Annotated in this window: 24 protein-coding genes; all 24 read right to left on the reverse strand. The window is 63.6% G+C overall.

Annotated elements, in window-relative coordinates; genetic code table 11:
- Positions 1 to 7: 7 nt before the first annotated feature.
- Entirely contained in the window at positions 8 to 1,546 is a 1,539-nt protein-coding gene (locus ACZ7GB_RS01770) for an NADH-quinone oxidoreductase subunit M (protein ID WP_472157449.1), read from the reverse strand.
- On the reverse strand, positions 1,546 to 3,735 hold the full coding sequence (gene nuoL, locus ACZ7GB_RS01775) for an NADH-quinone oxidoreductase subunit L (protein ID WP_078546626.1): 2,190 nt from the start codon (positions 3,733 to 3,735) through the stop codon (positions 1,546 to 1,548). The genes ACZ7GB_RS01770 and nuoL overlap by 1 nt, the downstream gene beginning before the upstream one ends.
- A gap of 6 nt (positions 3,736 to 3,741) precedes the next feature.
- The gene (nuoK, locus tag ACZ7GB_RS01780) at positions 3,742 to 4,047 is read right to left on the reverse strand and encodes an NADH-quinone oxidoreductase subunit NuoK (protein WP_075774485.1); all 306 of its coding nucleotides are present in this window, start codon (positions 4,045 to 4,047) and stop codon (positions 3,742 to 3,744) included.
- 49 nt (positions 4,048 to 4,096) lie between these two features.
- Complete coding sequence (locus ACZ7GB_RS01785) at positions 4,097 to 4,705, reverse strand: NADH-quinone oxidoreductase subunit J (RefSeq protein ID WP_078519419.1); 609 nt, start codon at positions 4,703 to 4,705, stop codon at positions 4,097 to 4,099.
- Positions 4,702 to 5,112, reverse strand: coding sequence for a carboxymuconolactone decarboxylase family protein (locus ACZ7GB_RS01790; RefSeq protein ID WP_078519420.1), 411 nt, complete (start codon positions 5,110 to 5,112; stop codon positions 4,702 to 4,704). Before ACZ7GB_RS01790 ends, ACZ7GB_RS01785 begins: the two co-directional genes overlap by 4 nt.
- Positions 5,109 to 5,600: an NADH-quinone oxidoreductase subunit NuoI gene (gene nuoI, locus ACZ7GB_RS01795; RefSeq protein ID WP_075774482.1), complete on the reverse strand. Its 492-nt coding sequence runs from the start codon at positions 5,598 to 5,600 to the stop codon at positions 5,109 to 5,111. Before nuoI ends, ACZ7GB_RS01790 begins: the two co-directional genes overlap by 4 nt.
- Positions 5,601 to 5,603: 3 nt before the next feature.
- Positions 5,604 to 6,641, reverse strand: coding sequence for an NADH-quinone oxidoreductase subunit NuoH (gene nuoH / locus ACZ7GB_RS01800; RefSeq protein WP_078599295.1), 1,038 nt, complete (start codon positions 6,639 to 6,641; stop codon positions 5,604 to 5,606).
- 15 nt (positions 6,642 to 6,656) lie between these two features.
- A complete protein-coding gene (locus ACZ7GB_RS01805; RefSeq protein ID WP_172976187.1) occupies positions 6,657 to 7,067 on the reverse strand; it encodes a hypothetical protein in 411 nt (136 codons plus the stop codon).
- Positions 7,068 to 7,081: 14 nt separating this feature from the next.
- Positions 7,082 to 9,115 carry an NADH-quinone oxidoreductase subunit NuoG gene (gene nuoG, locus ACZ7GB_RS01810; RefSeq protein ID WP_472157452.1) on the reverse strand — a complete coding sequence of 678 codons (2,034 nt, stop codon included), beginning with the start codon at positions 9,113 to 9,115 and terminating at the stop codon, positions 7,082 to 7,084.
- Between the two features lie 53 nt (positions 9,116 to 9,168).
- On the reverse strand, positions 9,169 to 9,453 hold the full coding sequence (locus tag ACZ7GB_RS01815) for a hypothetical protein (RefSeq protein ID WP_472157454.1): 285 nt from the start codon (positions 9,451 to 9,453) through the stop codon (positions 9,169 to 9,171).
- Positions 9,454 to 9,504: 51 nt separating this feature from the next.
- Positions 9,505 to 10,002 (reverse strand): DUF5333 family protein, encoded by a 498-nt coding sequence (locus tag ACZ7GB_RS01820; RefSeq protein WP_472157456.1) that lies wholly within the window; start codon positions 10,000 to 10,002, stop codon positions 9,505 to 9,507.
- Entirely contained in the window at positions 9,999 to 10,502 is a 504-nt protein-coding gene (locus tag ACZ7GB_RS01825) for a DUF3291 domain-containing protein (protein WP_472157458.1), read from the reverse strand. Before ACZ7GB_RS01825 ends, ACZ7GB_RS01820 begins: the two co-directional genes overlap by 4 nt.
- On the reverse strand, positions 10,499 to 11,794 hold the full coding sequence (gene nuoF / locus ACZ7GB_RS01830) for an NADH-quinone oxidoreductase subunit NuoF (RefSeq protein ID WP_078539526.1): 1,296 nt from the start codon (positions 11,792 to 11,794) through the stop codon (positions 10,499 to 10,501). The genes ACZ7GB_RS01825 and nuoF overlap by 4 nt, the downstream gene beginning before the upstream one ends.
- Positions 11,795 to 11,804: 10 nt before the next feature.
- Positions 11,805 to 12,020, reverse strand: a complete 216-nt coding sequence (locus ACZ7GB_RS01835; RefSeq protein WP_078570253.1) for a DUF5337 family protein — start codon at positions 12,018 to 12,020, stop codon at positions 11,805 to 11,807.
- Positions 12,021 to 12,030: 10 nt separating this feature from the next.
- Entirely contained in the window at positions 12,031 to 12,939 is a 909-nt protein-coding gene (locus tag ACZ7GB_RS01840) for a hypothetical protein (protein WP_472157460.1), read from the reverse strand.
- A gap of 50 nt (positions 12,940 to 12,989) precedes the next feature.
- The gene (locus ACZ7GB_RS01845) at positions 12,990 to 14,228 is read right to left on the reverse strand and encodes an NADH-quinone oxidoreductase subunit E (RefSeq protein ID WP_472157462.1); all 1,239 of its coding nucleotides are present in this window, start codon (positions 14,226 to 14,228) and stop codon (positions 12,990 to 12,992) included.
- The gene (locus tag ACZ7GB_RS01850) at positions 14,228 to 15,472 is read right to left on the reverse strand and encodes an NADH-quinone oxidoreductase subunit D (protein ID WP_472157464.1); all 1,245 of its coding nucleotides are present in this window, start codon (positions 15,470 to 15,472) and stop codon (positions 14,228 to 14,230) included. The genes ACZ7GB_RS01845 and ACZ7GB_RS01850 overlap by 1 nt, the downstream gene beginning before the upstream one ends.
- The gene (locus ACZ7GB_RS01855; protein WP_078519431.1) at positions 15,469 to 16,080 is read right to left on the reverse strand and encodes an NADH-quinone oxidoreductase subunit C; all 612 of its coding nucleotides are present in this window, start codon (positions 16,078 to 16,080) and stop codon (positions 15,469 to 15,471) included. Before ACZ7GB_RS01855 ends, ACZ7GB_RS01850 begins: the two co-directional genes overlap by 4 nt.
- Positions 16,081 to 16,092: 12 nt before the next feature.
- A complete protein-coding gene (locus tag ACZ7GB_RS01860) occupies positions 16,093 to 16,617 on the reverse strand; it encodes a NuoB/complex I 20 kDa subunit family protein (protein WP_075774728.1) in 525 nt (174 codons plus the stop codon).
- Entirely contained in the window at positions 16,617 to 16,982 is a 366-nt protein-coding gene (locus tag ACZ7GB_RS01865; protein ID WP_078519432.1) for an NADH-quinone oxidoreductase subunit A, read from the reverse strand. The genes ACZ7GB_RS01860 and ACZ7GB_RS01865 overlap by 1 nt, the downstream gene beginning before the upstream one ends.
- Positions 16,983 to 17,279: 297 nt before the next feature.
- Positions 17,280 to 18,062 carry a crotonase/enoyl-CoA hydratase family protein gene (locus ACZ7GB_RS01870; RefSeq protein WP_078539532.1) on the reverse strand — a complete coding sequence of 261 codons (783 nt, stop codon included), beginning with the start codon at positions 18,060 to 18,062 and terminating at the stop codon, positions 17,280 to 17,282.
- The gene (locus ACZ7GB_RS01875; RefSeq protein ID WP_472157465.1) at positions 18,055 to 18,918 is read right to left on the reverse strand and encodes a hydroxymethylglutaryl-CoA lyase; all 864 of its coding nucleotides are present in this window, start codon (positions 18,916 to 18,918) and stop codon (positions 18,055 to 18,057) included. The genes ACZ7GB_RS01870 and ACZ7GB_RS01875 overlap by 8 nt, the downstream gene beginning before the upstream one ends.
- The gene (locus ACZ7GB_RS01880) at positions 18,911 to 19,579 is read right to left on the reverse strand and encodes a glutathione S-transferase family protein (protein ID WP_472157466.1); all 669 of its coding nucleotides are present in this window, start codon (positions 19,577 to 19,579) and stop codon (positions 18,911 to 18,913) included. The genes ACZ7GB_RS01875 and ACZ7GB_RS01880 overlap by 8 nt, the downstream gene beginning before the upstream one ends.
- Positions 19,576 to 21,492, reverse strand: a complete 1,917-nt coding sequence (locus ACZ7GB_RS01885; protein ID WP_472157468.1) for an acetyl/propionyl/methylcrotonyl-CoA carboxylase subunit alpha — start codon at positions 21,490 to 21,492, stop codon at positions 19,576 to 19,578. The genes ACZ7GB_RS01880 and ACZ7GB_RS01885 overlap by 4 nt, the downstream gene beginning before the upstream one ends.
- Positions 21,493 to 21,586 lie beyond the last annotated feature (94 nt).

Raw genomic sequence — 21,586 nt, forward strand, 5'->3', positions numbered from 1 at the left:
CAGCTCCTCAGTGTTCGACCAGGTCGGACAGAAGGTTGTCCGGCAAGGCATCGTGATAGTTCTGGACGAGTTGCGTCACCGACGGCCCGATGATGTTGGTCACCAGATCAGGATAGACCCCGAGCAACAGTGTCATCGCGACCAGCGGCGCGAAGATCCACTTCTCGCGCGTGCTCAGGTCGGTGATCGAGCGCAGGCTCTCTTTGATCAGATCGCCGAAGACGACCCGGCGATAGAGCCAGAGCGCATAGGCCGCCGACAGGATCACGCTCGTCGTGGCGAAGAGCGCAACCCACGTATTCACCTGGAAGACGCCCACGAGGATCAGGAACTCGCCGACGAAATTGGCGGTGCCGGGAAGGCCGACATTGGCCATCGTGAAGAACATGAAGATCGTCGCATAGGCGGGCATGCGCTTCACAAGGCCGCCATAGGCCGAGATCTCACGCGTATGCATCCGGTCGTAGACCACACCCACCGCGAGGAACAGCGCCGCCGAGGTGAAACCGTGCGCGACAACCATGAAGATACCGCCCTCGATGCCCTGCTGCGTGCCCGAGAAGATCCCGAGCAGCACGACGGCCATGTGCGCGACCGAGCTATAGGCGATGACGCGCTTGATATCGGTCTGCACCAGCGCCACCAGCGAGGTCCAGATGATCGCGATCACCGCGAGCCACATCGCCCAGGGGCCGACCACGAGGTTGCCCACCGGGAACATCGGCAGCGAGAAGCGCAGGAAACCGTAATCGGCGAGCTTCAGCAGCACCGCGGCGAGCACGACCGAACCGGCCGTCGGCGCCTGCACGTGCGCAGCAGGCAGCCAGGTGTGCACCGGCCAGAGCGGCATCTTGATCGCGAAGGAGATGAAGAAGCCGAGCCAGAGCAGCGTTTGCACCCCGCCGGGGATCGTTATCCCGAGTATGTGCACCGGTGTGTATGGGAACTCGTAGACGAGCAGCCCCGGCATGTCCGTCGTTCCGGTGTGGAAGTAGATGTAGATGATCGACACCAGCATGAAGACCGAGCCGAAGAAGGTGTAGAGGAAGAACTTGAACGCGGCGTAGACGCGCTGCTTGCCCCCCCAGATCCCGATGATCAGGAACATCGGGATCAGGCCCGCTTCGAAGAACAGGTAGAACAGCACCAGATCGAGCGTGACGAAGGTGCCCACCATCAGCGTCTCGAGGACGAGGAAGGCGATCATGTATTCCTTCACGCGGTCGGTGACGTTCCAGCTCCCGACGATCACCAGCGGCATCATGAAGGTGGTCAGCATCACGAAGAGGATCGACAGGCCGTCGACACCCACGCGGTACTGGAACCCCATGATCCAAGTGTATTTCTCCATGAACTGGAAGCCGGTGTTGGACGGGTCGAACCCGGCCAGCAGGAACAGCGAGATCAGGAAGGTGACCGACGTCGCGGTCAGCGCCACCCATTTCGCGTTCCGGTCCGCCTCGGGCGAGCCGCCGCGCAGAACCAGCGCGAGGATCAGCGCCGCCACGGCGGGCGTGAAGATGACGATGGAAAGCAGGTGTTGCATCAGTTCGCCCCCCCGTTGAGGACGACCCAGAGCATGAGACCGACAATCCCGATCACCATGGCGAAGGCGTAGTGGAACAGATAGCCCGATTGCATCCTGTTAAGGAACCTCGTGAATGTCGGGACGATGCCGACGGCCATGCCGTCGATAACTCGGTCAATCGAGCCCTCGTCCCCTTTCTTCCAGAATTGATAGCCGAACCAGAGCGCCGGGCGCACGAAGATGCGCTCGTACAGCTCGTCGAAATACCACTTGTTGAGCAGGAAGCGGTACAGGCCAGGCTGCGCCTCGGCGAACCGCTTCGGCAGGCTGGTGTCCTTGATGTAGAACAGCCATGCCACGAGAAGCCCTGCAAGCATCGCCACGAAGGGCGAAACCTTGACCCAGGCCGGCGCGTGGTGCGCCTTGTCGATGACCTCGTTTTCCTGACCCATATAGATCGCGCCCTGAGGTGCGACGCCCGGATACTTGATCACCGCGGTAGAGACGCCGACATCCGGCGAGGTCTTGGCCTCGTCCATCAGCTCGGCCTCGGCCTGATCTTCGGACATGGTCGCATCCGGCACCGGCGGCGTTGCGCCATGGGTGCCCTCGCCGGTCTGCGCAGCCTCGCCATTCGTCGCGTGACCCGCATCCGCCGTCTGCTCGGCATGGGCGGGAAGCCCGAAGAACTTCACCAGCTTCGCGTGATCGCCAAAGAAGACGTTGTACCAGATCATCCCGGCGAAGATCGCGCCGAAGGACAGCACCACGAGCGGCACCGTCATGACCCAGGGGCTTTCCTTCGCGTGATCATGCGCATGATGATCGCCGCGCGGCTTGCCGAAGAAGGTCATGAAGATCAGGCGCCACGAGTAGAAGGACGTGAAGGCCGCCGCGATGACCAGAAGCCAGAAGGCATAGCCCGCGCCGGAGCCGCCCCAGACGCTCTCGATGATCGCGTCTTTCGACAGGAAGCCTGCGAAGCCGATCGGCGTGAAGGGAATACCGACCCCGGTGATCGCCAGCGTGCCGAAGATCATCGCCCAGAAGGTCAGCGGCACCTTTTTGCGAAGGCCGCCATAGTTCCGCATGTCCTGCTCGTGGTGCATCGCGGTGATGACCGAGCCCGCCGAAAGGAACAGCAGCGCTTTGAAGAACGCGTGGGTCAGCAGGTGGAACATCGCCACCGAATAGACGCCGACACCGGCCGCGGCGAACATGTAGCCCAGCTGCGAACAGGTCGAATAAGCGATGACGCGCTTGATGTCGTTCTGCACCAGACCCACGGTCGCGGCGAAGAAGGCGGTCGAGGCGCCGATCACGACGATGAAGGTCTGCGCATGCGGAGCGTATTCATAGACCGGCGACATGCGGCAGACGAGGAACACGCCTGCGGTCACCATGGTCGCGGCGTGGATCAGCGCCGACACAGGCGTCGGGCCTTCCATCGCGTCCGGCAACCATGTGTGCAGGAAGAGCTGCGCCGATTTACCCATTGCACCCACGAAGAGCAGGAAGGCGCACAGCTCGACCGCGTTCCAGGACCCCCAGAGGAAGTCCAGATTGGTCTCTGACAAGGCCGGCGCCGCCGAGAAGACGTCGTCCAGCTGCAGCGAGCCGGTCATGTAGAACAGACCGAACATCCCCAGCAGGAAGCCGAAATCGCCGACACGGTTGACGATGAAGGCCTTCATCGCCGCCGCGTTGGCCGAGGGTTTCTTGTAGTAGAAACCGATCAGCAGGTAGGAGGCGACACCGACGCCTTCCCAGCCGAAGAACATCTGCAGCAGGTTGTCCGAGGTCACCAGCATCAACATGGTGAAGGTGAAGAAGGACAGGTAGGCGAAGAAGCGCGCCTTGTAGTTCTCGCCCTTGCCTTCGTCGAAATTCTCATCATGGGCCATGTAGCCCCACGAGTAGAGATGCACGAGCGAGGAGACCGTCGTCACCACGATCAGCATGATCGCGGTCAGTCGGTCCATCCGGATCGCCCACGAGACGTCCAGCTCCCCCGAGGTGATCCAGTTCAGGACGTGAATGTGCTGCGTCTGATCGCCCAGCGTGAGAAAGACGATCCAGCTGAGCAGAGCGGCGAGGAACAGAAGGCCCGTGGTCAGGACCATCGCGCCCTTTTCGCCGATCACCCGCCAGCCGAAGCCACCAAGGATCGCACCGACCAGCGGCGCAAAGAGAATGATCGTTTCCATCGTCCCTTATCCCTTCATCACGTTGACGTCTTCGACCTCGATCGAGCCGCGGTTGCGGAAGAAGACCACGAGGATCGCAAGGCCGATCGCGGCCTCGGCTGCCGCAACGGTCAGCACGAAGAGGGTGAAGATCTGTCCGACGAGGTCATCCAGATAGGCCGCGAAGGCCACCAGGTTGATATTCACCGCCAACAGCATGAGTTCGATCGACATCATGATGACGATCACGTTCTTGCGGTTCACGAAGATCCCGAAAATGCCGATCACGAACAGCGCGGCAGCCACGCCAAGGTAATGTTCCAATCCGATCATGCGTTCACCCTCGTTTCCGAACTCGCGTTTTTCGCTTGCTTTTGTTCGCTCACAGCCCCTGCCCCGGTTTGACGTCCACCATTTCCATCGTCTTGGACGGATCGCGATGCATCTGCGCGATGACGTTCTGGCGCTTGACGTTGGTGCGATGGCGCAGCGTCAGAAGGATCGCCCCGATCATCGCGACCAGCAGGATCAGGCCCGCCGTCTGGAAGAGGTAGAGGTATTTGTCATAAACGAGCAGGCCGATCGCCTGCGCGTTGGTCATGCCCTCGGGCACCGGATCGGCACGCAGGCTTTCCGCCATGCCGGAGGTCTGCCATGCGCCGAAAGCGATACCCAGCTGCACGAGCATCACGACCCCGATCAGCAGGCCCAGCGGCATGTAGCGCGCCAGCTCGCCTTTCAGCGCGGCGAAGTCGACATCGAGCATCATCACCACGAAGAGGAAGAGCACCGCGACCGCGCCGACATAGACGATGATCAAGAGCATCGCGACGAATTCCGAGCCCAGCAGCACGAAAAGCCCCGCCGCCGACAGGAAGGTGAGGATCAGCCAGAGCACCGAATGGACCGGGTTCTTGGAAATCACCACCATGAAGCCCGCGACCACCGCCGTAATGGCGAAAAGGTAGAAGGCGAAAGCAAACACCGTCATTCGTTCTCTCCCGAATTCTCGTCGAAGACCGATTGCGCGATCTCGAGCGCGCGGGTCATGGCGGGCACCCCGCCGAACATGCTCATCTGAAAGATCACCTCGGCGATCTCGCGTTGCGTGGCCCCGGCCTCGAGCGCGTGGCGGATCGTCAGGCGCAGCTGCGAGTCCGCCTGCGCGCCCAGCACCGTGAGCGCGGCGATCGTCACCAGAAGCCGCGTCCGGCTGTCGAGCCCTTCGCGGTTGAAGGTCTTGCCGAACCACATCTCCATCATGTCCTTCGACATGGTGGGGAAGAGTTTCTCCATCGCAGCCGGATTGAAACTTTCCAGCGCCGGATTGAACAGCCGCGCCATCTCGGCCGACTGCTCCATCATGTTGCTAAAGAGTTTCGAAAAATCGTCGGTCATCTGTAAGGCGCATCCAGTTCGAGGTTGCGGGCAATCTCGGCTTCCCAGCGGGCCCCGTTCTCAAGGAGCTTCTGCTTGTCGTAGAACAGCTCCTCGCGGGTCTCGGTCGAGAATTCGAAATTCGGACCTTCGACGATCGCATCCACCGGGCAGGCTTCCTGACAGAAGCCGCAATAGATGCATTTCGTCATATCGATATCGTAGCGCGTCGTGCGGCGCGAGCCGTCGGCGCGGGGTTCCGCGTCGATCGTGATCGCCTGCGCCGGGCAGATCGCCTCGCACAGTTTGCACGCGATGCAGCGCTCTTCCCCGTTGGGGTAGCGGCGCAGGGCGTGCTCGCCACGGAAGCGCGGCGACAGCGGCCCTTTCTCGTGCGGGTAGTTCAGCGTGGGTTTCGGCGCGAAGAAGTAGCGCATCCCCAGACCGAAGCCTTTGATGAAGTCCACCAGCAGGAAATACTTGGCAGCGCGGTTATAGTCGAAAGCCATCTATCAGCTCCCCATCGCCCAGCGGGCCCAGAAGTGCCCGAAGATTTCGAATTTCGCGAGGAAGGAGATGATCACCACCCACGCCAGCGACAGCGGCAGGAAGACTTTCCAGCCAATCCGCATGAGCTGGTCGTAGCGGTAGCGCGGCACGATCGCCTTCACCATCGCGAACATGAAGAAGAAGAACACCATCTTGGCGAACATCCACAGCACCCCGTCGGGCAGACCCGGGATCGGGGACAGCCAGCCGCCGAAGAACAGGATCGACATCAGCGCGCACATCAGCCAGATCGCGATATATTCGCCGGCCATGAACAGCAGATACGGGGTCGAGCTGTATTCCACCATGAAGCCCGCGACGAGTTCGGATTCCGCTTCGGGAAGGTCGAAGGGCGGGCGATTGGTCTCGGCCAGCGCCGAGATGAAGAACAGCGCCACCATCGGCAGATGGGGCAGCCAGTACCAGCCCAGAAGGCCCCAGCCGGTATCCTGCGCGCGCACGATGGTCGACAGGTTCATCGAGCCGGTCGAGATGATCACCCCGATGATGATCAGGCCGATCGAGACCTCGTAGGAGATCATCTGCGCGGCCGAGCGGAGCGAGCCGAGGAACGGGTATTTCGAGTTCGACGCCCAGCCGCCCATGATCACGCCATACACCTCGAGCGAGGAGGCCGCGAAGACGAACAGAAGGGCCACGTTGATATCGGCCAGCACCCAACCGTCGGCGAAGGGGATCACCGCGAAGGTCAGCATCGCCAGCACGAAGCTCAGGATCGGGGCGAGGAAATAGACGAACTTGTCGGCGCCCGCCGGCACGACGATTTCCTTGACCACATATTTCAGCGCATCCGCGAAGGTCTGCATCAGGCCCCAGGGCCCGACGACGTTCGGCCCGCGACGCATCTGCACGGCAGCCCAGATCTTACGGTCGCCATAGACCAGCCAGATCATCGAAAGCATCACGAAGGCGATAACCGCCAAGCTCTGCAGCACGATCAGCAGGAAGATCCCGAAAGGTGTCGCGAAGAATTCAGCCATGATGTCCCACTCTCTTCATACGGTCGGAATGCCGCGATCCTTGCAATCGGCGACGGTCACTTCCGCGTCGATCGTCTTGAGTCCCTGCGGCAAGGCGGGCGAGATGGTGTAGACCGCATCTGCCCGCCAGATGCCACCCTCTTCAGTCACATTCGTGCGCACATGGCGCGCAAATCCATAGCCGCGCACCAGCGCATATTGCGCGGCTGCGCATTGGGCATAATCGGTCGCCGCTTTCTCGCCAGCGCCCTCGCCCGAGACACGCGCGCGGATCTCCACCAGATCGCTGTCGAGGAGCCGTGTCTCGGTGCCCCGATAGTCCGGTTTGACCGCGCTATCCCCCTGCGCCCCGCCAGTCGGCGTGCACGCCGCCAGACCGGCCAGAAGGCCGGGGGCGAGCGGTGCGATATTGGGCAGGGTCTGCATCATCCGTCTCAACCTCACTCGGCGGCGACCGGCGCTTCGGCCCGCGCTTTCGCGAGGCTGGCGCATTCGCCCATCACGACGGAGGCCCGTGCGATCGGGTTGGTCAGGTAGAATTCGTGGATCGGCAGACGGAAGGTCGCCTTGCCCATGTCGCGCGGCTCGATCGCCTGCACTTCGTTCTCCACAACCTCATCGACCTGCGCGAGATGCGGCACCTCTGCCACCATCGCGCGGCGCAGACCGGCCAGCGTGTCCCAAGGCTGCTTGGCGTCCAGCTCGGCCGAGAGCGCGCGCAGGATCGCCCAGTTCTCTTTCGCCTCGCCCGGCGGGAAGGCCGCGCGGAAGGCAAGCTGCGGACGCCCTTCGGTGTTCACGAAGAGCCCGTTTTCTTCCGTATAGGCCGCGCCCGGCAGGATCACGTCGGCGCGGTTGGCCCCGCGGTCGCCGTGGCTGCCCTGATAGATCACGAAGGGGCCACCCTCGGCGCGCGGGGTGATCTCCACCTCGTCGGCGCCCATGTTGTAGATCACTTCGGCGCCGTCGATGGCCGCGAGCAGACCGCCCTCGGTCACAGCGCCCACATCCATCGCGCCGACACGGGCCGCAGCGGTGTGCAGCACCATGAACTTGGCGTTGGAGTTCTCGGCCAGCTTCATCGCATGGGCCAAAACCGCCTCGCCATCGGCTTCGTTCAGAGCGCCCTGCCCGATGATGACGACGGTGTTCTTCGCCTTGGTCTCGTCCGAGATCGTCTTGCCCGACAGCTCGGCCAGCGCGGCGCGGTCGGTGCCGACATGGACGTAGTCATAGGTCAGATCGCAGGCTTCGCCGACGAGGCCCACATTCGCGCCCTTGGCCCAGGCCTTGCGGATGCGGGCGTTCAGAACGGGCGCTTCCACCGCCGGGTTCGCGCCGATGATCTGCACCATCTCCGCGTTATCCAGATCGGCGATCGTCGCGTTGCCGACATAGCCGTAGCGGTTACCGATCGGCAGACGCGCGCCATCGGTGCGGCATTCGACGGTGCCACCCAGACCTTCGATCAGCTGCTTGAGCGAGAAGGCCGCTTCGGTCGAGACCAGATCGCCCACCAGACCGGCGACTTTCTTACCCTTCATCGCCTCGGCGGCGGCGCTCAGCGCCTCGCCCCAGCTTGCAGGCTTCAGCTTGCCGTCTACGCGGACGTAAGGCTTGTCGAGACGCTGGCGGCGCAGACCGTCCCAGACGAAGCGGGTCTTGTCGGAGATCCACTCCTCGTTCACGTCGTCATTGTTGCGCGGCAGGATGCGCATCACTTCGCGCCCCTTGGTGTCGACGCGGATGTTCGAGCCCACGGCGTCCATCACGTCGACGGTCTCGGTCTTGGTCAGTTCCCACGGACGCGCGGTGAAGGCATAGGGCTTCGAGACCAGCGCGCCCACGGGGCACAGGTCGATGATGTTGCCCTGCATGTTGGAGTCGAGCGTCATGTTGAGGTAGTTCGCGATTTCCGCATCCTCACCCCGGCCCGTCTGGCCCATCTGGGTGATGCCAGCGACTTCGGTGGTGAAGCGCACGCAGCGGGTGCAGGAGATGCAGCGCGTCATATGGGTCTCGACCAGCGGGCCGAGGTTCAGCTCGGTCGCGGCGCGCTTGGGCTCGCGGTAACGGCTGAAGTCCACCCCGTAAGCCATTGCCTGGTCTTGCAAATCGCATTCGCCGCCCTGGTCGCAGATCGGGCAGTCGAGCGGGTGGTTGATGAGCAGGAACTCCATCACCCCCTCGCGGGCCTTCTTGACCATCGGCGAGTTGGTCTTGATCACCGGCGGTGCCCCTTCGGGACCGGGGCGCATATCGCGCACCTGCATCGCGCAGGAGGCGGCAGGCTTCGGCGGACCGCCCACGACTTCCACCAGACACATCCGGCAGTTGCCCGCAATCGACAGACGCTCGTGGTAGCAGAAGCGCGGGATCTCGATCCCCGCCTGTTCGCACGCCTGGATCAGCGTGAGGTTCGGATCGACCTCGACCTCGTTCCCGTCGATGATGATCTTTCTCAGGTCAGCCATGGCTATCCGTCTCGTCTCTTCGGGCGCGAGGTTGCCCCCGCGCGGGTTTTAGGTCAGGCCGCGTATCCGCAGCCCATCGGGAAGACCCAAGCGCCGTCCCGGTATGTGTCGTCAATCGACGAGGCCACGGCCCCGCCGCAGATGGCGTTCCCGGCCCGCTTGGCCTCGGCGCCCTCGTAATTCGCAAAGGGCGCGGCCTGCCGCATCACGACAAGCGCGCCGTTTGCGTCATAGGCCGCCGTGTAGCCCTCGACCGCCGCCAGACGGCGCGGCCCTTTCGAGGCCTCGTTGCCGCCCGGAGTGCCCATGCAGCCTGCCAAAAGCGTTGGCAAGATCATGGCAACAGCGCCTTTCGCCAGTCCGGCTGTCATCCTGTCGTTTGCCATGCCCTATTTCCCCCCCGGTTTCGGGATGGTCACGCCCAGCTCTTCGCGTGTTTTGCCATGGATATCGCGGATATAGAGGTAAGATCCGATCTGGCTTTTCATCGCGATTTCTTTTTCGCCCGCTTCACAGAAGGTCAGCGGTTCGCCGAACACGAGTTTACGCGACTTGATGTAATTCATGAGATCGTTCTGAAGCGTGGCATGGTCGAGCTTGGACGCCCATTTCGACAGATCGCGCCGTGTGTATCCCTGCGCCTTTGCCTTTTCCGTCAGGGCAATGCGCATGTCGGTGTCGCGAAACTCATTATAGCCAAGCGTGATCAAAGACATGCGCCGACAATTCTCCGAAAGCATCCTGGCTTTCTTCATCGCAACCATCTCGCTCAGGGCTTCCTCGCGCACGTCACCCTTTTCCGACAATTTGATGGTACCGCTCGGCACGCAGCCTGAGAGAACTGTCGCGACCAGTGCTAGCGAGAAGAGTTTGATCGAGAGGTTCATGCCGCCGCCTCCGCCGTGCAGGCGCGTGTCTTCCACAGCGTGGCTTGCGGCAAGTCTTTCCAGCCGAAAGCACGCTCGGACGCGCCATTCGCGCGCAGGTCTTCGAGCCGTTCCAGCGCCTCGTCGAGCGTGGGCTGATGGCCCGCGGGCACCCACCACATGACGAAATGCTGCTGGCCGAGAAGTTCGAACCACTCCGCGCGGCGCTCGTAGAAGGCGCGATGCACGGTGTTCCAGACGAATTTCTCGAGGCTTTCGACGTCTTCCCAGACCGTCAGGTTCGACACGAAGCACGGGTCGCCGCCGATCTTGACCTCGGTATTGCCGGTGCCGGGCTCGCCCGAACCTTCCATCATCCAGACGAACCCGTCCGACCGCTTGCCAATGCCGTTCACCGCGTCGAGGGCTTTCATGAAAGCCTCCACACGCGGGTCGCCCGGTTCGGCAACCAGTCGGCCGATATTCAGTTCGGCCAGGTGATATCCGGCGGGTTGCTTCATTCGGCAGCCATCGCGCCCATGCGGCCCGTCTTGCGGGCCTTGATGCGGTCTTCGATCTCTTCGCGGAAGTGCCGGATCAGACCCTGGATCGGCCAGGCGGCTGCGTCACCGAGCGCGCAGATCGTGTGGCCCTCGACCTGTTTGGTCACGTCGAACAGCATGTCGATCTCTTCGATCTCGGCCTCGCCGCGCACCAGACGGTCCATCACGCGCATCATCCAGCCGGTGCCTTCGCGACACGGCGTACACTGGCCGCAGCTTTCGTGCTTGAAGAATTTGGACAGGCGCCAGACCGCTTTGATCACGTCGGTGTTCTGATCCATGACGATCATGCAGGCGGTGCCAAAGCTGGATTTCAGCTCGCGCATGCCGTCGTAATCCATGATCGCGTCTTCGCATTGATCGGCGGGCAGGATCGGACAGGACGCACCGCCCGGGATCACCGCCTTGAGGTTCTTCCAGCCGCCACGGACGCCGCCGCCATGCTTCTCGATCAGTTCCTTCATCGAGATCGACATGGTCTCTTCGATGACGCAGGGCGTGTTGACGTGGCCCGACATCGCAAAGAGCTTCACGCCGGTGTTGTTCGGACGACCGAAGCCCGCATACCACTCCGCGCCGCGACGCAGGATAGTCGGGACAACGGCGATGGATTCCACGTTGTTCACCGTGGTCGGGCAACCGTAGAGACCCGCGCCCGCCGGGAACGGCGGTTTCATCCGGGGCATGCCCTTCTTGCCTTCGAGGCTTTCCAGCAGCGCGGTTTCCTCGCCGCAGATATAGGCCCCCGCGCCGTGCGACAGGTAGACGTCGTAATCGTAGCCGGAGCCGCAGGCGTTCTTGCCGATCAGCCCGTCTTCATAGGCCTCGTCGATCGCGCGCTGCAGCGCCTCTTTCTCGCGGACATATTCGCCGCGGATGTAGATGTAGGCCGCAGCCGCGCCCATCGCGAAACCGGCGATCAGCGCGCCTTCGATCAGCGTATGCGGATCGTGGCGCATGATTTCGCGGTCCTTGCAGGTCGCGGGCTCGGATTCGTCGGCATTGATCGCGAGGAAGGCCGGACGCCCGTCGCTTTCCTTCGGCATGAAGGACCACTTGAGACCCGTCGGGAAGCCTGCCCCACCGCGCCCGCGCAGGCCGGAAGCCTTCACTTGCTCGATGATCCAATCCTTGCCTTTCGACAGGATCTCGCCAGTGCCGTCCCAATGCCCGCGCATCTTCGCGCCCTGCAGAGAGCGGTCATGCATCCCGTAGAGATTGGTGAAGATCCGGTCTTGATCCTTCAGCATATCGCTTCCCTCACTTGCCGGATTTCCGGCGCCAGATGCGCCAGACGAGTGCCAGCGCGTAGATATAGGCGGCTATCGCCGCGAGATCGCCGATCAGCGCGACCTGCGCCGACCAGCCCTGTTGTTGTCCGATCCATTGCAGGAGGAGCCAGAGGATCGTGGCGACGGCGATGATAAGGGCGGCTTTACGCCCCAACGCCCTGTCGTGCTCGTCGATCTGGCTCATTCACCCCCGCTCAGTAATCGTTCGTCTTCGCCCGTTCGAGGAACGCATCCATGCCTTCCTCGACGATGATCTTCGCCTGGCTGACCCACTTGTCGCGGGTGCAGCGGCCCTTGAAACGCGGCACGTTCTGGTCCGCATAGGCAATTTCTTCGGGGCCCCATTTCGCGATCTGGTCGTAATGGTAGATGCCCCAGCCGTTCAGAGTTTCCTCGAGCTTCGGCCCGACGCCTTCGATCTTCTTGAGATCGTCCGCGCCCGCCTTGCGCGGCTGCTTGAGGCCGCGCGGCTTCTTGCCGTCACCCTCGGCGGCCTCGGGTTGGCCTGCCGCACCTTTGGCGGCGGGCTTGTCCGCGACCTGCGCCGACATGGCAGAGAGCGGGTTCGTGTCGTCGCTCTCGGGCTTGGCCTTGGGCGCCGCTTTCGGCTCTTCGGCTTTAGGCTCTTCCGCCTTCGGCTCGGCCTTGGGCTCCTCGGCCTCGGGCTCTTCCGTCGCAGGCTTGGTGGTCGGGCCGGGCTCGGGCTTGTCAGCCTCGGGCGTGGCCTCTTCGTCCTTGGGCGTCATGGTATCGGCACGCGCCACCTCGCGCTCGGCTGCGGGCGTCGGTGCCGCCGCTGCAGCCTGCGCTTGGGCTGCCACCCCTTCCGGAGACGAGGCGTTGAAGGTTTCGACCGGGCTTTCGGGAATTGCGGAGTCGTCGGAGGATGCGCCGGTGCCGTCAGCCGCGCCCGGCGCGCCATGTTCGGAGCAGAATGCCCAGATCAGGAAGGCGCCGAACAGGAGGAAGGTCATCAAACCGAGGAAAAGAGCCACGAGGAAGGGCTCATGCGCCACGACCATCAGGAATACGGTGACCACAAGCCCCGTAATACCTGCCCAGATACCCGCCTTGCCGCGGCACCCTTGTGTCTGATCACCCATTCCCGTCTCTCCATTCACTCCGCCGAACGGCGGTCTCTACCCTGTTGCGATTACTCGTAAATGCCATCTTTCTTTGCGCGCGACGAGAATTCGGTCTCCGCCCCGCTGGCCAGTTTCTCTGCCTGACCTTTCCAGTCGTCACGCGTCGCGCGACCTTTGAACCCTTCGAGATTGCTGTCGACCCAAGCGAGTTCCGCGTCGGTCCAGCCAGCGATCTGGTCGAAATGATAAATGCCCATCGAATGCAGAAGCGTCTCGAGCTTCGGCCCGACACCCTTGATCATCTTCAGGTCATCCGCCCCACCGTCGCGCGGTGCGTCGAGCAGCTTGGGCTTCTCGCCCGTCTCTGCCTGCGCGGTCTCGGGTTTCGCGTCGGCCTCGGTGCCTTCGGGCTCACGCTTGGACTCCGGGCGGGCCTTCGAGGTGGCCTGCGCTTCGGATTTCGTCACGCCGGTCTTGTCGGCGGGCGTGTCCTTGGCGGGCTCGGCCTCGGTTTTCTTGGCGGCCTTGCGCGCCTCGTCCTGTTGCGCGGCAGAGCGCGGACGCTCCTGCCCCATGGTGCCGATCGGGCCGCGCTGGCCCGAGCTTTGCCACGGTGCGGCGAGCGGAACTTCGGTGCCATCGATGCGCTTGATCGTGTCGCCGATGCCGACCGCGAGATCGACCGAGGCGTTGTAATCTTCCTTGTCGCCCTTGGACTCGGTGAGCGCGGTCAGGCCCGAGGCGGGCTCGGACGAGAAGCGGCCGGTCTGCGAGCCGGGCTTCGGCACGTCGCCCTTGCCCATTTCGTCGATCAGCTTCGCGAGGCTCTCTTCGGTCAGGTCTTCGTAGTAATCCTTGCCGACCTGCATCATCGGGGCGTTCGCACAGGCGCCGAGGCATTCGACCTCTTCCCACGAGAACTTGCCATCGTCCGAGAGCTGGAACGGCTCGGCGGCGATCTTTTCCTTGCAGACCTTCATCAGGTCTTCCGCGCCGCAGATCATGCACGAGGTGGTGCCGCAAATCTGCAGGTGCGCGACCGAGCCGACCGGGGCTAGTTGGAACATGAAGTAGAAGGTCGCGACCTCGAGCGCCCGCATATAGGGCATGTCAAGCATTTCGGCGACGGTTTCGATTGCCGGACGGCTCAGCCAGCCTTCCTGTTCCTGCGCGCGGAACAGCAGCGGGATGATCGCCGAGGCCTGACGGCCGACCGGGAACTTGGTCATCTGGGCCTTGGCCCATGCGAGGTTCTCGGGCGTGAACTCGAAACTATCGGGTTGTTCCGGGTAAAGACGGCGAAGCATTAGCGGTCAACCTCCCCGAACACGATGTCCATCGTGCCGATGATTGCAGACACGTCGGCGAGCATGTGCCCCTTGGCGACGTGATCCATGGATTGCAGGTGCAGGTAACCCGGAGCGCGGATCTTCGCGCGATACGGCTTGTTCGTGCCGTCGGCCACCAGATAGACGCCGAACTCGCCCTTGGGCGCTTCGACGGCGGCATAAACCTCGCCCGCGGGGACGTGGAAGCCTTCGGTATAAAGCTTGAAGTGGTGGATCAGCGCTTCCATCGAGCGCTTCATTTCCGACCGCTTCGGCGGGGTCACCTTGCCGCGGGCAAGCACGTCGCCCTGATTTTCCGGCATCCGCAGCTTCTCGATCGCCTGAAGCACGATCTTGGTCGACTCGCGCATTTCCGCCATCCGGCAGAGGTAGCGGTCGTAGCAATCGCCGTTCTTGCCGATCGGAATCTGGAAGTCGAACTCGTCATAGCATTCGTAGGGCTGCGCGCGGCGCAGGTCCCATGCAAGGCCGGAGCCACGCACCATCACGCCGGAATAGCCCCATTGCTGGATCTCTTCCTCGGAGATGACGCAGATATCGACGTTGCGCTGCTTGAAGATGCGGTTCTCGGTCAGCAGCCCTTCGATATCGTCGAGCACTTTCGGGAACTCATGCGCCCATGCCTCGATATCGTCGAGCAGCTTCGGCGGCAGGTCCTGGTGGACGCCGCCGGGCCGGAAATAGGCCGAGTGCAGACGTGCGCCGCAGGCCCGCTCGTAGAAGACCATCAGCTTCTCGCGCTCTTCGAAACCCCAGAGCGGCGGCGTCAGCGCGCCCACGTCCATCGCCTGCGTCGTCACGTTGAGCAGGTGGTTCAGGATGCGCCCGATTTCCGAGTAGAGCACGCGGATCAGCGAGCCGCGACGCGGCACTTCCACGCCGGTCAGCTTCTCGATGGCGAGGCACCATGCATGTTCCTGGTTCATCGGCGCGACATAGTCGAGGCGATTGAAGTAAGGCAGGTTCTGCAGATAGGTGCGGCTTTCCATCAGCTTCTCGGTGCCACGGTGCAGCAGCCCGATATGCGGGTCGGCACGTTCCACGACCTCGCCGTCCAGCTCCAGCACCATGCGCAGCACGCCGTGTGCGGCCGGGTGTTGTGGACCGAAGTTGATGTTGAAATTGCGGACACGCTGCTCGTCGGTCAGCGTGTCCCTCGAGCCGTCATCATAGACATTGTTGCGGATATCGCCGTCCATCATTTCGCCTCCTCGCCCTTCTCGTCACCGGGAAGGATGTATTTCGCACCTTCCCATGGCGAGAGGAAATCGAACTGCCGGTATTCCTGCGTCAGTTTCACCGGCTCATAGACGACGCGCTTGAGCACTTCGTCGTAACGCACTTCGACATAGCCCGTCGTCGGGAAATCCTTGCGCAGCGGATGGCCGCGGAACCCGTAATCGGTCAGCAGACGGCGCAGGTCCGGATGGCCCGAGAACAGGATGCCGAACATGTCGAAAATCTCGCGCTCGAACCAATCGGCACAGGGGTGCAGCTTGGTGATCGAGGGCACCATGTCCTCTTCGCGGACCGCCGCCTTAATGCGGATGCGCTGGTTGCGATACATCGACAGGTAATGCCAGACGACATCGAAGCGCTGCGGGCGTTCGGGCCAGTCGATGGCCGTGATGTCCACGAGGTTGGTGAAGCGGCAATTCGGATCGTCGCGCAGGAACTCGGTGAAACCGGGAACGGATTGCGCGGTGATCGTGACCGTCAGCTCGTCGAAGGCGATCTCGGTGGAGACCACGTCATCGGGGCGCTTCAGCTCGATATGGCCGGCCAGTTCGCGAAGGGCAGTATCGTCCATCTCTCGCTCTCCTCAGCGCACCAGCGTGCCGGTGCGGCGGATTTTGCGTTGCAGCTGAAGGATGCCGTAAAGCAGCGCCTCCGCCGTGGGCGGGCAGCCCGGAACGTAGATATCGACCGGCACGACACGGTCGCAGCCGCGCACCACCGAATAGCTATAGTGGTAATAGCCACCGCCATTCGCGCAGGAGCCCATCGAGATCACGTAGCGCGGCTCGGGCATCTGGTCGTAGACCTTGCGCAGAGCGGGCGCCATCTTGTTGGTCAGGGTGCCGGCGACAATCATCAGGTCGGACTGACGCGGGCTTGCGCGCGGCGCGGTGCCGAAGCGCTCGAGGTCGTAGCGCGGCATCGACACCTGCATCATCTCGACGGCGCAGCAGGCAAGGCCGAAGGTCATCCAGTGCAGCGAGCCGTTGCGCGCCCAGTTGATGATGTCTTCGGTGGAGGTCAGCAGGAAGCCTTTGTCCTGCAGTTCCTTGTTCAGCGTCTGCGTCGCGACTTCGCGATCCGCACCGGCGGTATTGGCAGAGGTCATCACGCCCATTCCAGCGCCCCTTTCTTCCACTCATATGCGAATCCTACGGTCAGGACCGTCAGGAAGACCATCATCGACCAGAATCCGACCATGGAAAGCTGACCGAAGGCCACCGCCCAAGGGAAGAGGAAGGCCACTTCGAGATCGAAAATGATGAAGAGGATGGAAACGAGGTAGAAACGAACGTCGAACTTCATCCGGGCATCGTCGAAGGCGTTGAAGCCGCATTCGTAGGCCGACACCTTCTCAGGGTCGGGATTGCGGACCGCCACCACTGCCGCAGCGAGCATGAGCACAAGGCCCAACACGATCGCCATGGCGAGAAAGATGAGGATGGGAAGATATTCGCGCAGCATGTCATGCATGGGCTTGGCTCCCTAACATCGCGACGACTTGTCGCGCAGGTTCTGGCTAGGCGAGCAATAGCCTTGCGCCCCATTGGGGTCAACCGAGAGCAGGCCGGAAAATCATGCAAATGCGGGCCACAGATGCTTTTTGCATACGAATGTATGCGAATTTTTTGCGCTTCGAGCGCCGCTCAGAGCCTGCCCGCGTTGGACTGCGCCGCTTTTGCGGCAGCGCAGCCTTCGATCAAACTTAACGGCGCTTTGAATTTTCGGAATATTCGACCTGCGCGCCGCAGGGTGCCGCTTAAGGCTGCCTTAAGCTTTCCACGCCGCATCGCGCTTCTCGAAAAACGCGGTGATTCCTTCATCCGACTCGGCGGATTCCCAGCGAGTCACCAGCGCCTCGATCGTCATGTCGATCACGCTCTCGTCGATCCGCGGCCCCAGCGCGCGGACCAAGGCCTTGGCCTCGCCCACCGCGCCCGGCGCGCAGGCGAGATAGGGCTCGGCCTCGGCCATCACGGCGCGCTCCAGCACCTCGGGCAAGACCACCTTGGCCAGCAAACCCAGATCACGCGCCTCGGCGGCCTCGAAGATCCGCGAGGACATGAAGACGCGGCGCGCCCGCGCCTCGCCCATGCGCGCGACGACATAAGGAGAGATCGTCGCGGGCGTCAGGCCCAGCCGCGTTTCGGTCAGCCCGAATTTCGCGCCCTCGACGCCGATGGCCACGTCACAGACCGACATCATGCCAATGCCGCCGCCGAAGGCGTTGCCCTGCACCGCGCCGATCACCGGTTTCGGGCAGGTGTTGAGCGCCTGCAGCATCCCCGCGAGCTTGCGCGCCGCCGCCGCGCGCTCTTTCGCGCCCGCCGCGATCTGGCTCTGCATCCATTTCAGATCGCCACCCGCGCAGAAGCTGCGTCCTTCGGCAGCGAGGATCACCACGCGCACGGCGTCGTCCGAGCCAAGCTGGCCGATGGCCGCGGTGATCTCTTCCATCATCTGCTCGGAGAGCGCGTTATGCTTCTCCGAACGCGCCAGCGTGAGCCGCGCGATGCCGCGCGCATCGGTCTCGGTCTTGATCGTCTCAAACATCGCCCTGCCCTTTCATCTTCTTCGCCATCGCGGCCGCCTCGGCCAGAACGGCCGTATCCAGCCCGGTCTCGTAGCCCAAAGCGTCGAGACGCGCCTGCACCGCCTCCGTCGCTACATTGCCAGCCGCGCCGGGTGCATAGGGGCAGCCGCCCAGACCGCCGACGCAGGCGTCGAACACCCGCAGGCCCATCGCCAGCGAGGCTTCGATATTCTCCAACGCCCGCCCGGAGGTGTCGTGGAAATGCCCGGCGAGTTTCTCAGCCGGAACTTCCTCCAACACCGCGCGCAGCATGGCCGTCACGCTCTCGGGCGTGCCCTGCCCGATCGTGTCGCCGAGGCTGATCTCGTAACAGCCCATGTCGCGCAGCTGCGCCGCGACCCGGGCCACGTTCTCCGGCGGCGTTTTCCCGTCAAAAGGGCAATCCGTGACGACAGAGATGTAGCCTCGGACTTTCATATTATCGACTTTCGCGGCCTCCATGATGGGCGCAAACCGCTCCAAGCTTTCACTTACCGAACAATTGAGGTTCGCGCGCGAAAACCCCTCGGAGGCAGAGGCGAAGATCGAAACCTCATCGACTTCGGCCGCTTTCGCCGCCTCATAGCCTTTCATGTTCGGCGTCAGCGCCGCGTAGGAAATACCGGGGCGGCGCGTGATCCCGGCGAAGACCGCCGCCGAGTCGGCCATTTGCGGCACCCATTTCGGGCTGACGAACGACCCCACCTCGATGCGCCGGAACCCGGCCCGGCTCAGGCAATCGACCAGCGCGATCTTGTCGGAAAGCGCGATCTGGCGCTTTTCGTTCTGCAGCCCATCCCGCGGGGCCATCTCGAAGATTTCGACGCTCTCAGCCATTGGTTTGCTCCATCGGGGGCAGCTCGTAGAAATCCTGCGCATACATGCTCGCCCCGCCCTTCGCGACGGCGCGCTGATAGGCAGGCCGCGCCTCGATCCGGTCGCGATAGGCGGAGATGTTCGGGAAACCCTCGCGCGGCACGAAGCGGAACATCGCGTCGATATTGAACCCCATCATGCAATCGGCTGCCGAGAACGCCCCGATCAGCCAGTCGCGCCCTGCCAGATGCGCCTCGAGCGCCTTCATCGTCACGCCGAGCCGCTTCGTCTCGAGCGCCATCATCGCGGGCGAGCGCGCCTCGGGCGGACGCAGGAAGATATGCTGAATGTTGAGGCTTTGCAGGATGTTGCCCTGCGTCTCCGAGAAATGTACCCATTCGAGGAAATCCGCGCGGGTGGGCTCGCCCGTGACCGGGGCCAGCCCCGCTTCGGGCCGCGTCTCGGTCAGGTATTCGATGATCGCGCCGCTCTCGAAGATCGACCGCCCGTCGACCTCCAGCGCCGGGATGCGCCCGGCAGGCGAGAGTTCGCGAAACTCGGGACTACGCAGCGAGCCATCGGTGAGCGACCATGTCTGAAGCTCGTAATCGAGTCCCATCTCCTCCAGCAGCCACAGCACCCGCATCGAGCGCGCGCCGGGGATGTGATGCAGTCGGATCATGCCTCGTCCTCCAGCCGAATGAGCGCCGCGCCCGCTTCGACCTGCGCGCCCTCAGTCACCAGAACCTCGGCCACCACACCGTCGCGGGCCGCGCGCATCGTGTGTTCCATCTTCATCGCTTCCATAATGGCAAGCCGGTCCCCCGCCGCCACCGTGTCGCCGACAGAGACGAAGACCGCCTTCACCAGCCCCGGCATCGGTGCCAGCGTCAGGTCGGAGGCGTCGGCATCCGCGCCGCGCGCCAGCGGGTCGGGGATGTCGAAGCGATGCGCGCCATGCAGGAAGATGGTGATCGCACCGTCCGACTGCGCCATCCGCGCCCCGGTCTTAGCACCATTCACCCGCCAGCCATCCTCGGCCAGCTCGCACGCATGGGCCTCCTCGCCCAGCTCGACCGTGACTTGGCCCGGCCCGTTCACGCGGATCGCGGCCTCTTCCTCGAATGGTACGGCGCGGCGCGGCGATTGCCAGAGGCTGAAGCCGCTCGCATCGCCGTCCCAAAGCCCGGCCGCCGCGATCACGGCCAGCGCTTTTGCGGCACCCGGCGTCTCGGTCGGGGCGGCGAGCGCGTCGATCTCGCGCCCGATCAGCCCGGTATCGACCTTGCCCTGCGCGAAGCCCTCGTGCCGCGCAAGCCGCGCGAGGAAGGCGAGGTTCGTCACCGTGCCCGCCACTTCCGTCTCTTCCAAGGCGCGCGCAAGTTGCCCCAGCGCGGTCGCCCGCGTCGGACCATGGGTGATGACCTTCGCGATCATCGGGTCGTACCACGGGCTGATCGTGTCGCCGGTGCGCACCCCGGTATCGGCACGGCACCCGTCGGCAAAGCGCAGATGCGAGAGCGTCCCCGTCGCGGGCAGGAACCCTGCGGGCACGTCTTCTGCGTAAAGACGCGCCTCGAACGCATGGCCGGTGATCGTCAGATCGTCCTGCGCACAGGGCAGCGGCTCGCCGCTCGCCACCCGCAATTGCCATTCGACTAGATCGACCCCCGTGATCGCCTCGGTCACGGGATGCTCGACCTGCAGGCGGGTGTTCATCTCCATGAACCAGAACCGATCCGGGCGCAGCCCGTCTGAGCCGTCCACGATGAACTCCACCGTGCCCGCGCCCTTATAGCCGATCGCTTCCGCCGCGCGCGTCGCCGCCTGCCCCATCGCCTCGCGCATCTCGGACGTCATGCCCGGTGCGGGGGCCTCCTCGATCACCTTCTGGTGGCGGCGCTGGAGCGAGCAGTCGCGCTCGAAGAGATGCACCGCGTCCGCGCCATCGCCGAAGACCTGCACTTCGATATGGCGCGGCGAGCCGATGAATTTCTCGATCAGCACGGCGGGGTTGCCGAAGGCGGTCTGCGCCTCTCCTTGCGCCGAGGCCAGCGCATCCGCGAATTCGGACGGTGCCTCGACCAGACGCATCCCTTTGCCGCCGCCGCCCGCGACCGCCTTGATCAGCACCGGGTAGCCGATCGTGTCGGCCGCGCCCGCGAGATGCTCGGGGTCCTGATTGTCGCCGTGATAGCCCGGAACGACAGGCACGCCCGCCTTTTCCATCAGCGCCTTGGCGGCGTCCTTGAGCCCCATCGCGCGGATCGCCTTGGCCGAGGGGCCGATGAAGACCAGCCCCGCCGCCTCGACGGCATCGACGAAATCGGGGTTCTCCGAGAGGAACCCGTAGCCCGGATGGATCGCCTGCGCGCCGGTCTGTTTGGCGGCGTCGATGATCGCATCACCGCGCAGATAGCTGTCTTTCGGTGCGGGGCCGCCAATGGCCACCGCCTCATCGGCCATCGCCACATGGCGCGCTTCGCTATCGGCCTCGGAATAGACGGCGACGGTCGCCACGCCCAGTTTGCGTGCGGTCTCGATCACGCGGCAGGCGATCTCCCCGCGATTGGCGATCAGGATCTTGGAAAACATGTCGGTCTCCCCTTTGAGAGCGTCGGAGGGGGCGCTGCCCCCGCTCCTGCGGAGCCTCCCGGGATATTTCGGCCAAGTCGAAGATTTGCACTTC

Source organism: Thioclava sp. PTB-PU3-1 (genome assembly GCF_055666785.1).

What these genes read in the sequence shown, in the direction of transcription:
- ACZ7GB_RS01785 (WP_078519419.1), bottom strand. Translation starts at nt 4,705, where the DNA reads ATGACGGTGTTTGCTTTCGCCTTCTACCTTTTCGCCATTACGGCGGTG.
- nuoH (WP_078599295.1), bottom strand. Translation starts at nt 6,641, where the DNA reads ATGGCTGAATTCTTCGCGACACCTTTCGGGATCTTCCTGCTGATCGTG.
- nuoL (WP_078546626.1), bottom strand. Translation starts at nt 3,735, where the DNA reads ATGGAAACGATCATTCTCTTTGCGCCGCTGGTCGGTGCGATCCTTGGT.
- ACZ7GB_RS01855 (WP_078519431.1), bottom strand. Translation starts at nt 16,080, where the DNA reads ATGGACGATACTGCCCTTCGCGAACTGGCCGGCCATATCGAGCTGAAG.
- nuoG (WP_472157452.1), bottom strand. Translation starts at nt 9,115, where the DNA reads ATGGCTGACCTGAGAAAGATCATCATCGACGGGAACGAGGTCGAGGTC.
- ACZ7GB_RS01875 (WP_472157465.1), bottom strand. Translation starts at nt 18,918, where the DNA reads ATGGCTGAGAGCGTCGAAATCTTCGAGATGGCCCCGCGGGATGGGCTG.
- ACZ7GB_RS01805 (WP_172976187.1), bottom strand. Translation starts at nt 7,067, where the DNA reads ATGCAGACCCTGCCCAATATCGCACCGCTCGCCCCCGGCCTTCTGGCC.
- ACZ7GB_RS01885 (WP_472157468.1), bottom strand. Translation starts at nt 21,492, where the DNA reads ATGTTTTCCAAGATCCTGATCGCCAATCGCGGGGAGATCGCCTGCCGC.
- ACZ7GB_RS01865 (WP_078519432.1), bottom strand. Translation starts at nt 16,982, where the DNA reads ATGCATGACATGCTGCGCGAATATCTTCCCATCCTCATCTTTCTCGCC.
- ACZ7GB_RS01835 (WP_078570253.1), bottom strand. Translation starts at nt 12,020, where the DNA reads ATGAGCCAGATCGACGAGCACGACAGGGCGTTGGGGCGTAAAGCCGCC.
- ACZ7GB_RS01860 (WP_075774728.1), bottom strand. Translation starts at nt 16,617, where the DNA reads ATGACCTCTGCCAATACCGCCGGTGCGGATCGCGAAGTCGCGACGCAG.
- ACZ7GB_RS01870 (WP_078539532.1), bottom strand. Translation starts at nt 18,062, where the DNA reads ATGTTTGAGACGATCAAGACCGAGACCGATGCGCGCGGCATCGCGCGG.
- nuoK (WP_075774485.1), bottom strand. Translation starts at nt 4,047, where the DNA reads ATGATCGGATTGGAACATTACCTTGGCGTGGCTGCCGCGCTGTTCGTG.
- ACZ7GB_RS01815 (WP_472157454.1), bottom strand. Translation starts at nt 9,453, where the DNA reads ATGATCTTGCCAACGCTTTTGGCAGGCTGCATGGGCACTCCGGGCGGC.
- ACZ7GB_RS01770 (WP_472157449.1), bottom strand. Translation starts at nt 1,546, where the DNA reads ATGCAACACCTGCTTTCCATCGTCATCTTCACGCCCGCCGTGGCGGCG.
- ACZ7GB_RS01840 (WP_472157460.1), bottom strand. Translation starts at nt 12,939, where the DNA reads ATGGGTGATCAGACACAAGGGTGCCGCGGCAAGGCGGGTATCTGGGCA.
- nuoI (WP_075774482.1), bottom strand. Translation starts at nt 5,600, where the DNA reads ATGGCTTTCGACTATAACCGCGCTGCCAAGTATTTCCTGCTGGTGGAC.
- ACZ7GB_RS01845 (WP_472157462.1), bottom strand. Translation starts at nt 14,228, where the DNA reads ATGCTTCGCCGTCTTTACCCGGAACAACCCGATAGTTTCGAGTTCACG.
- nuoF (WP_078539526.1), bottom strand. Translation starts at nt 11,794, where the DNA reads ATGCTGAAGGATCAAGACCGGATCTTCACCAATCTCTACGGGATGCAT.
- ACZ7GB_RS01850 (WP_472157464.1), bottom strand. Translation starts at nt 15,472, where the DNA reads ATGATGGACGGCGATATCCGCAACAATGTCTATGATGACGGCTCGAGG.
- ACZ7GB_RS01790 (WP_078519420.1), bottom strand. Translation starts at nt 5,112, where the DNA reads ATGACCGACGATTTTTCGAAACTCTTTAGCAACATGATGGAGCAGTCG.
- ACZ7GB_RS01880 (WP_472157466.1), bottom strand. Translation starts at nt 19,579, where the DNA reads ATGATCCGACTGCATCACATCCCCGGCGCGCGCTCGATGCGGGTGCTG.
- ACZ7GB_RS01820 (WP_472157456.1), bottom strand. Translation starts at nt 10,002, where the DNA reads ATGAACCTCTCGATCAAACTCTTCTCGCTAGCACTGGTCGCGACAGTT.
- ACZ7GB_RS01825 (WP_472157458.1), bottom strand. Translation starts at nt 10,502, where the DNA reads ATGAAGCAACCCGCCGGATATCACCTGGCCGAACTGAATATCGGCCGA.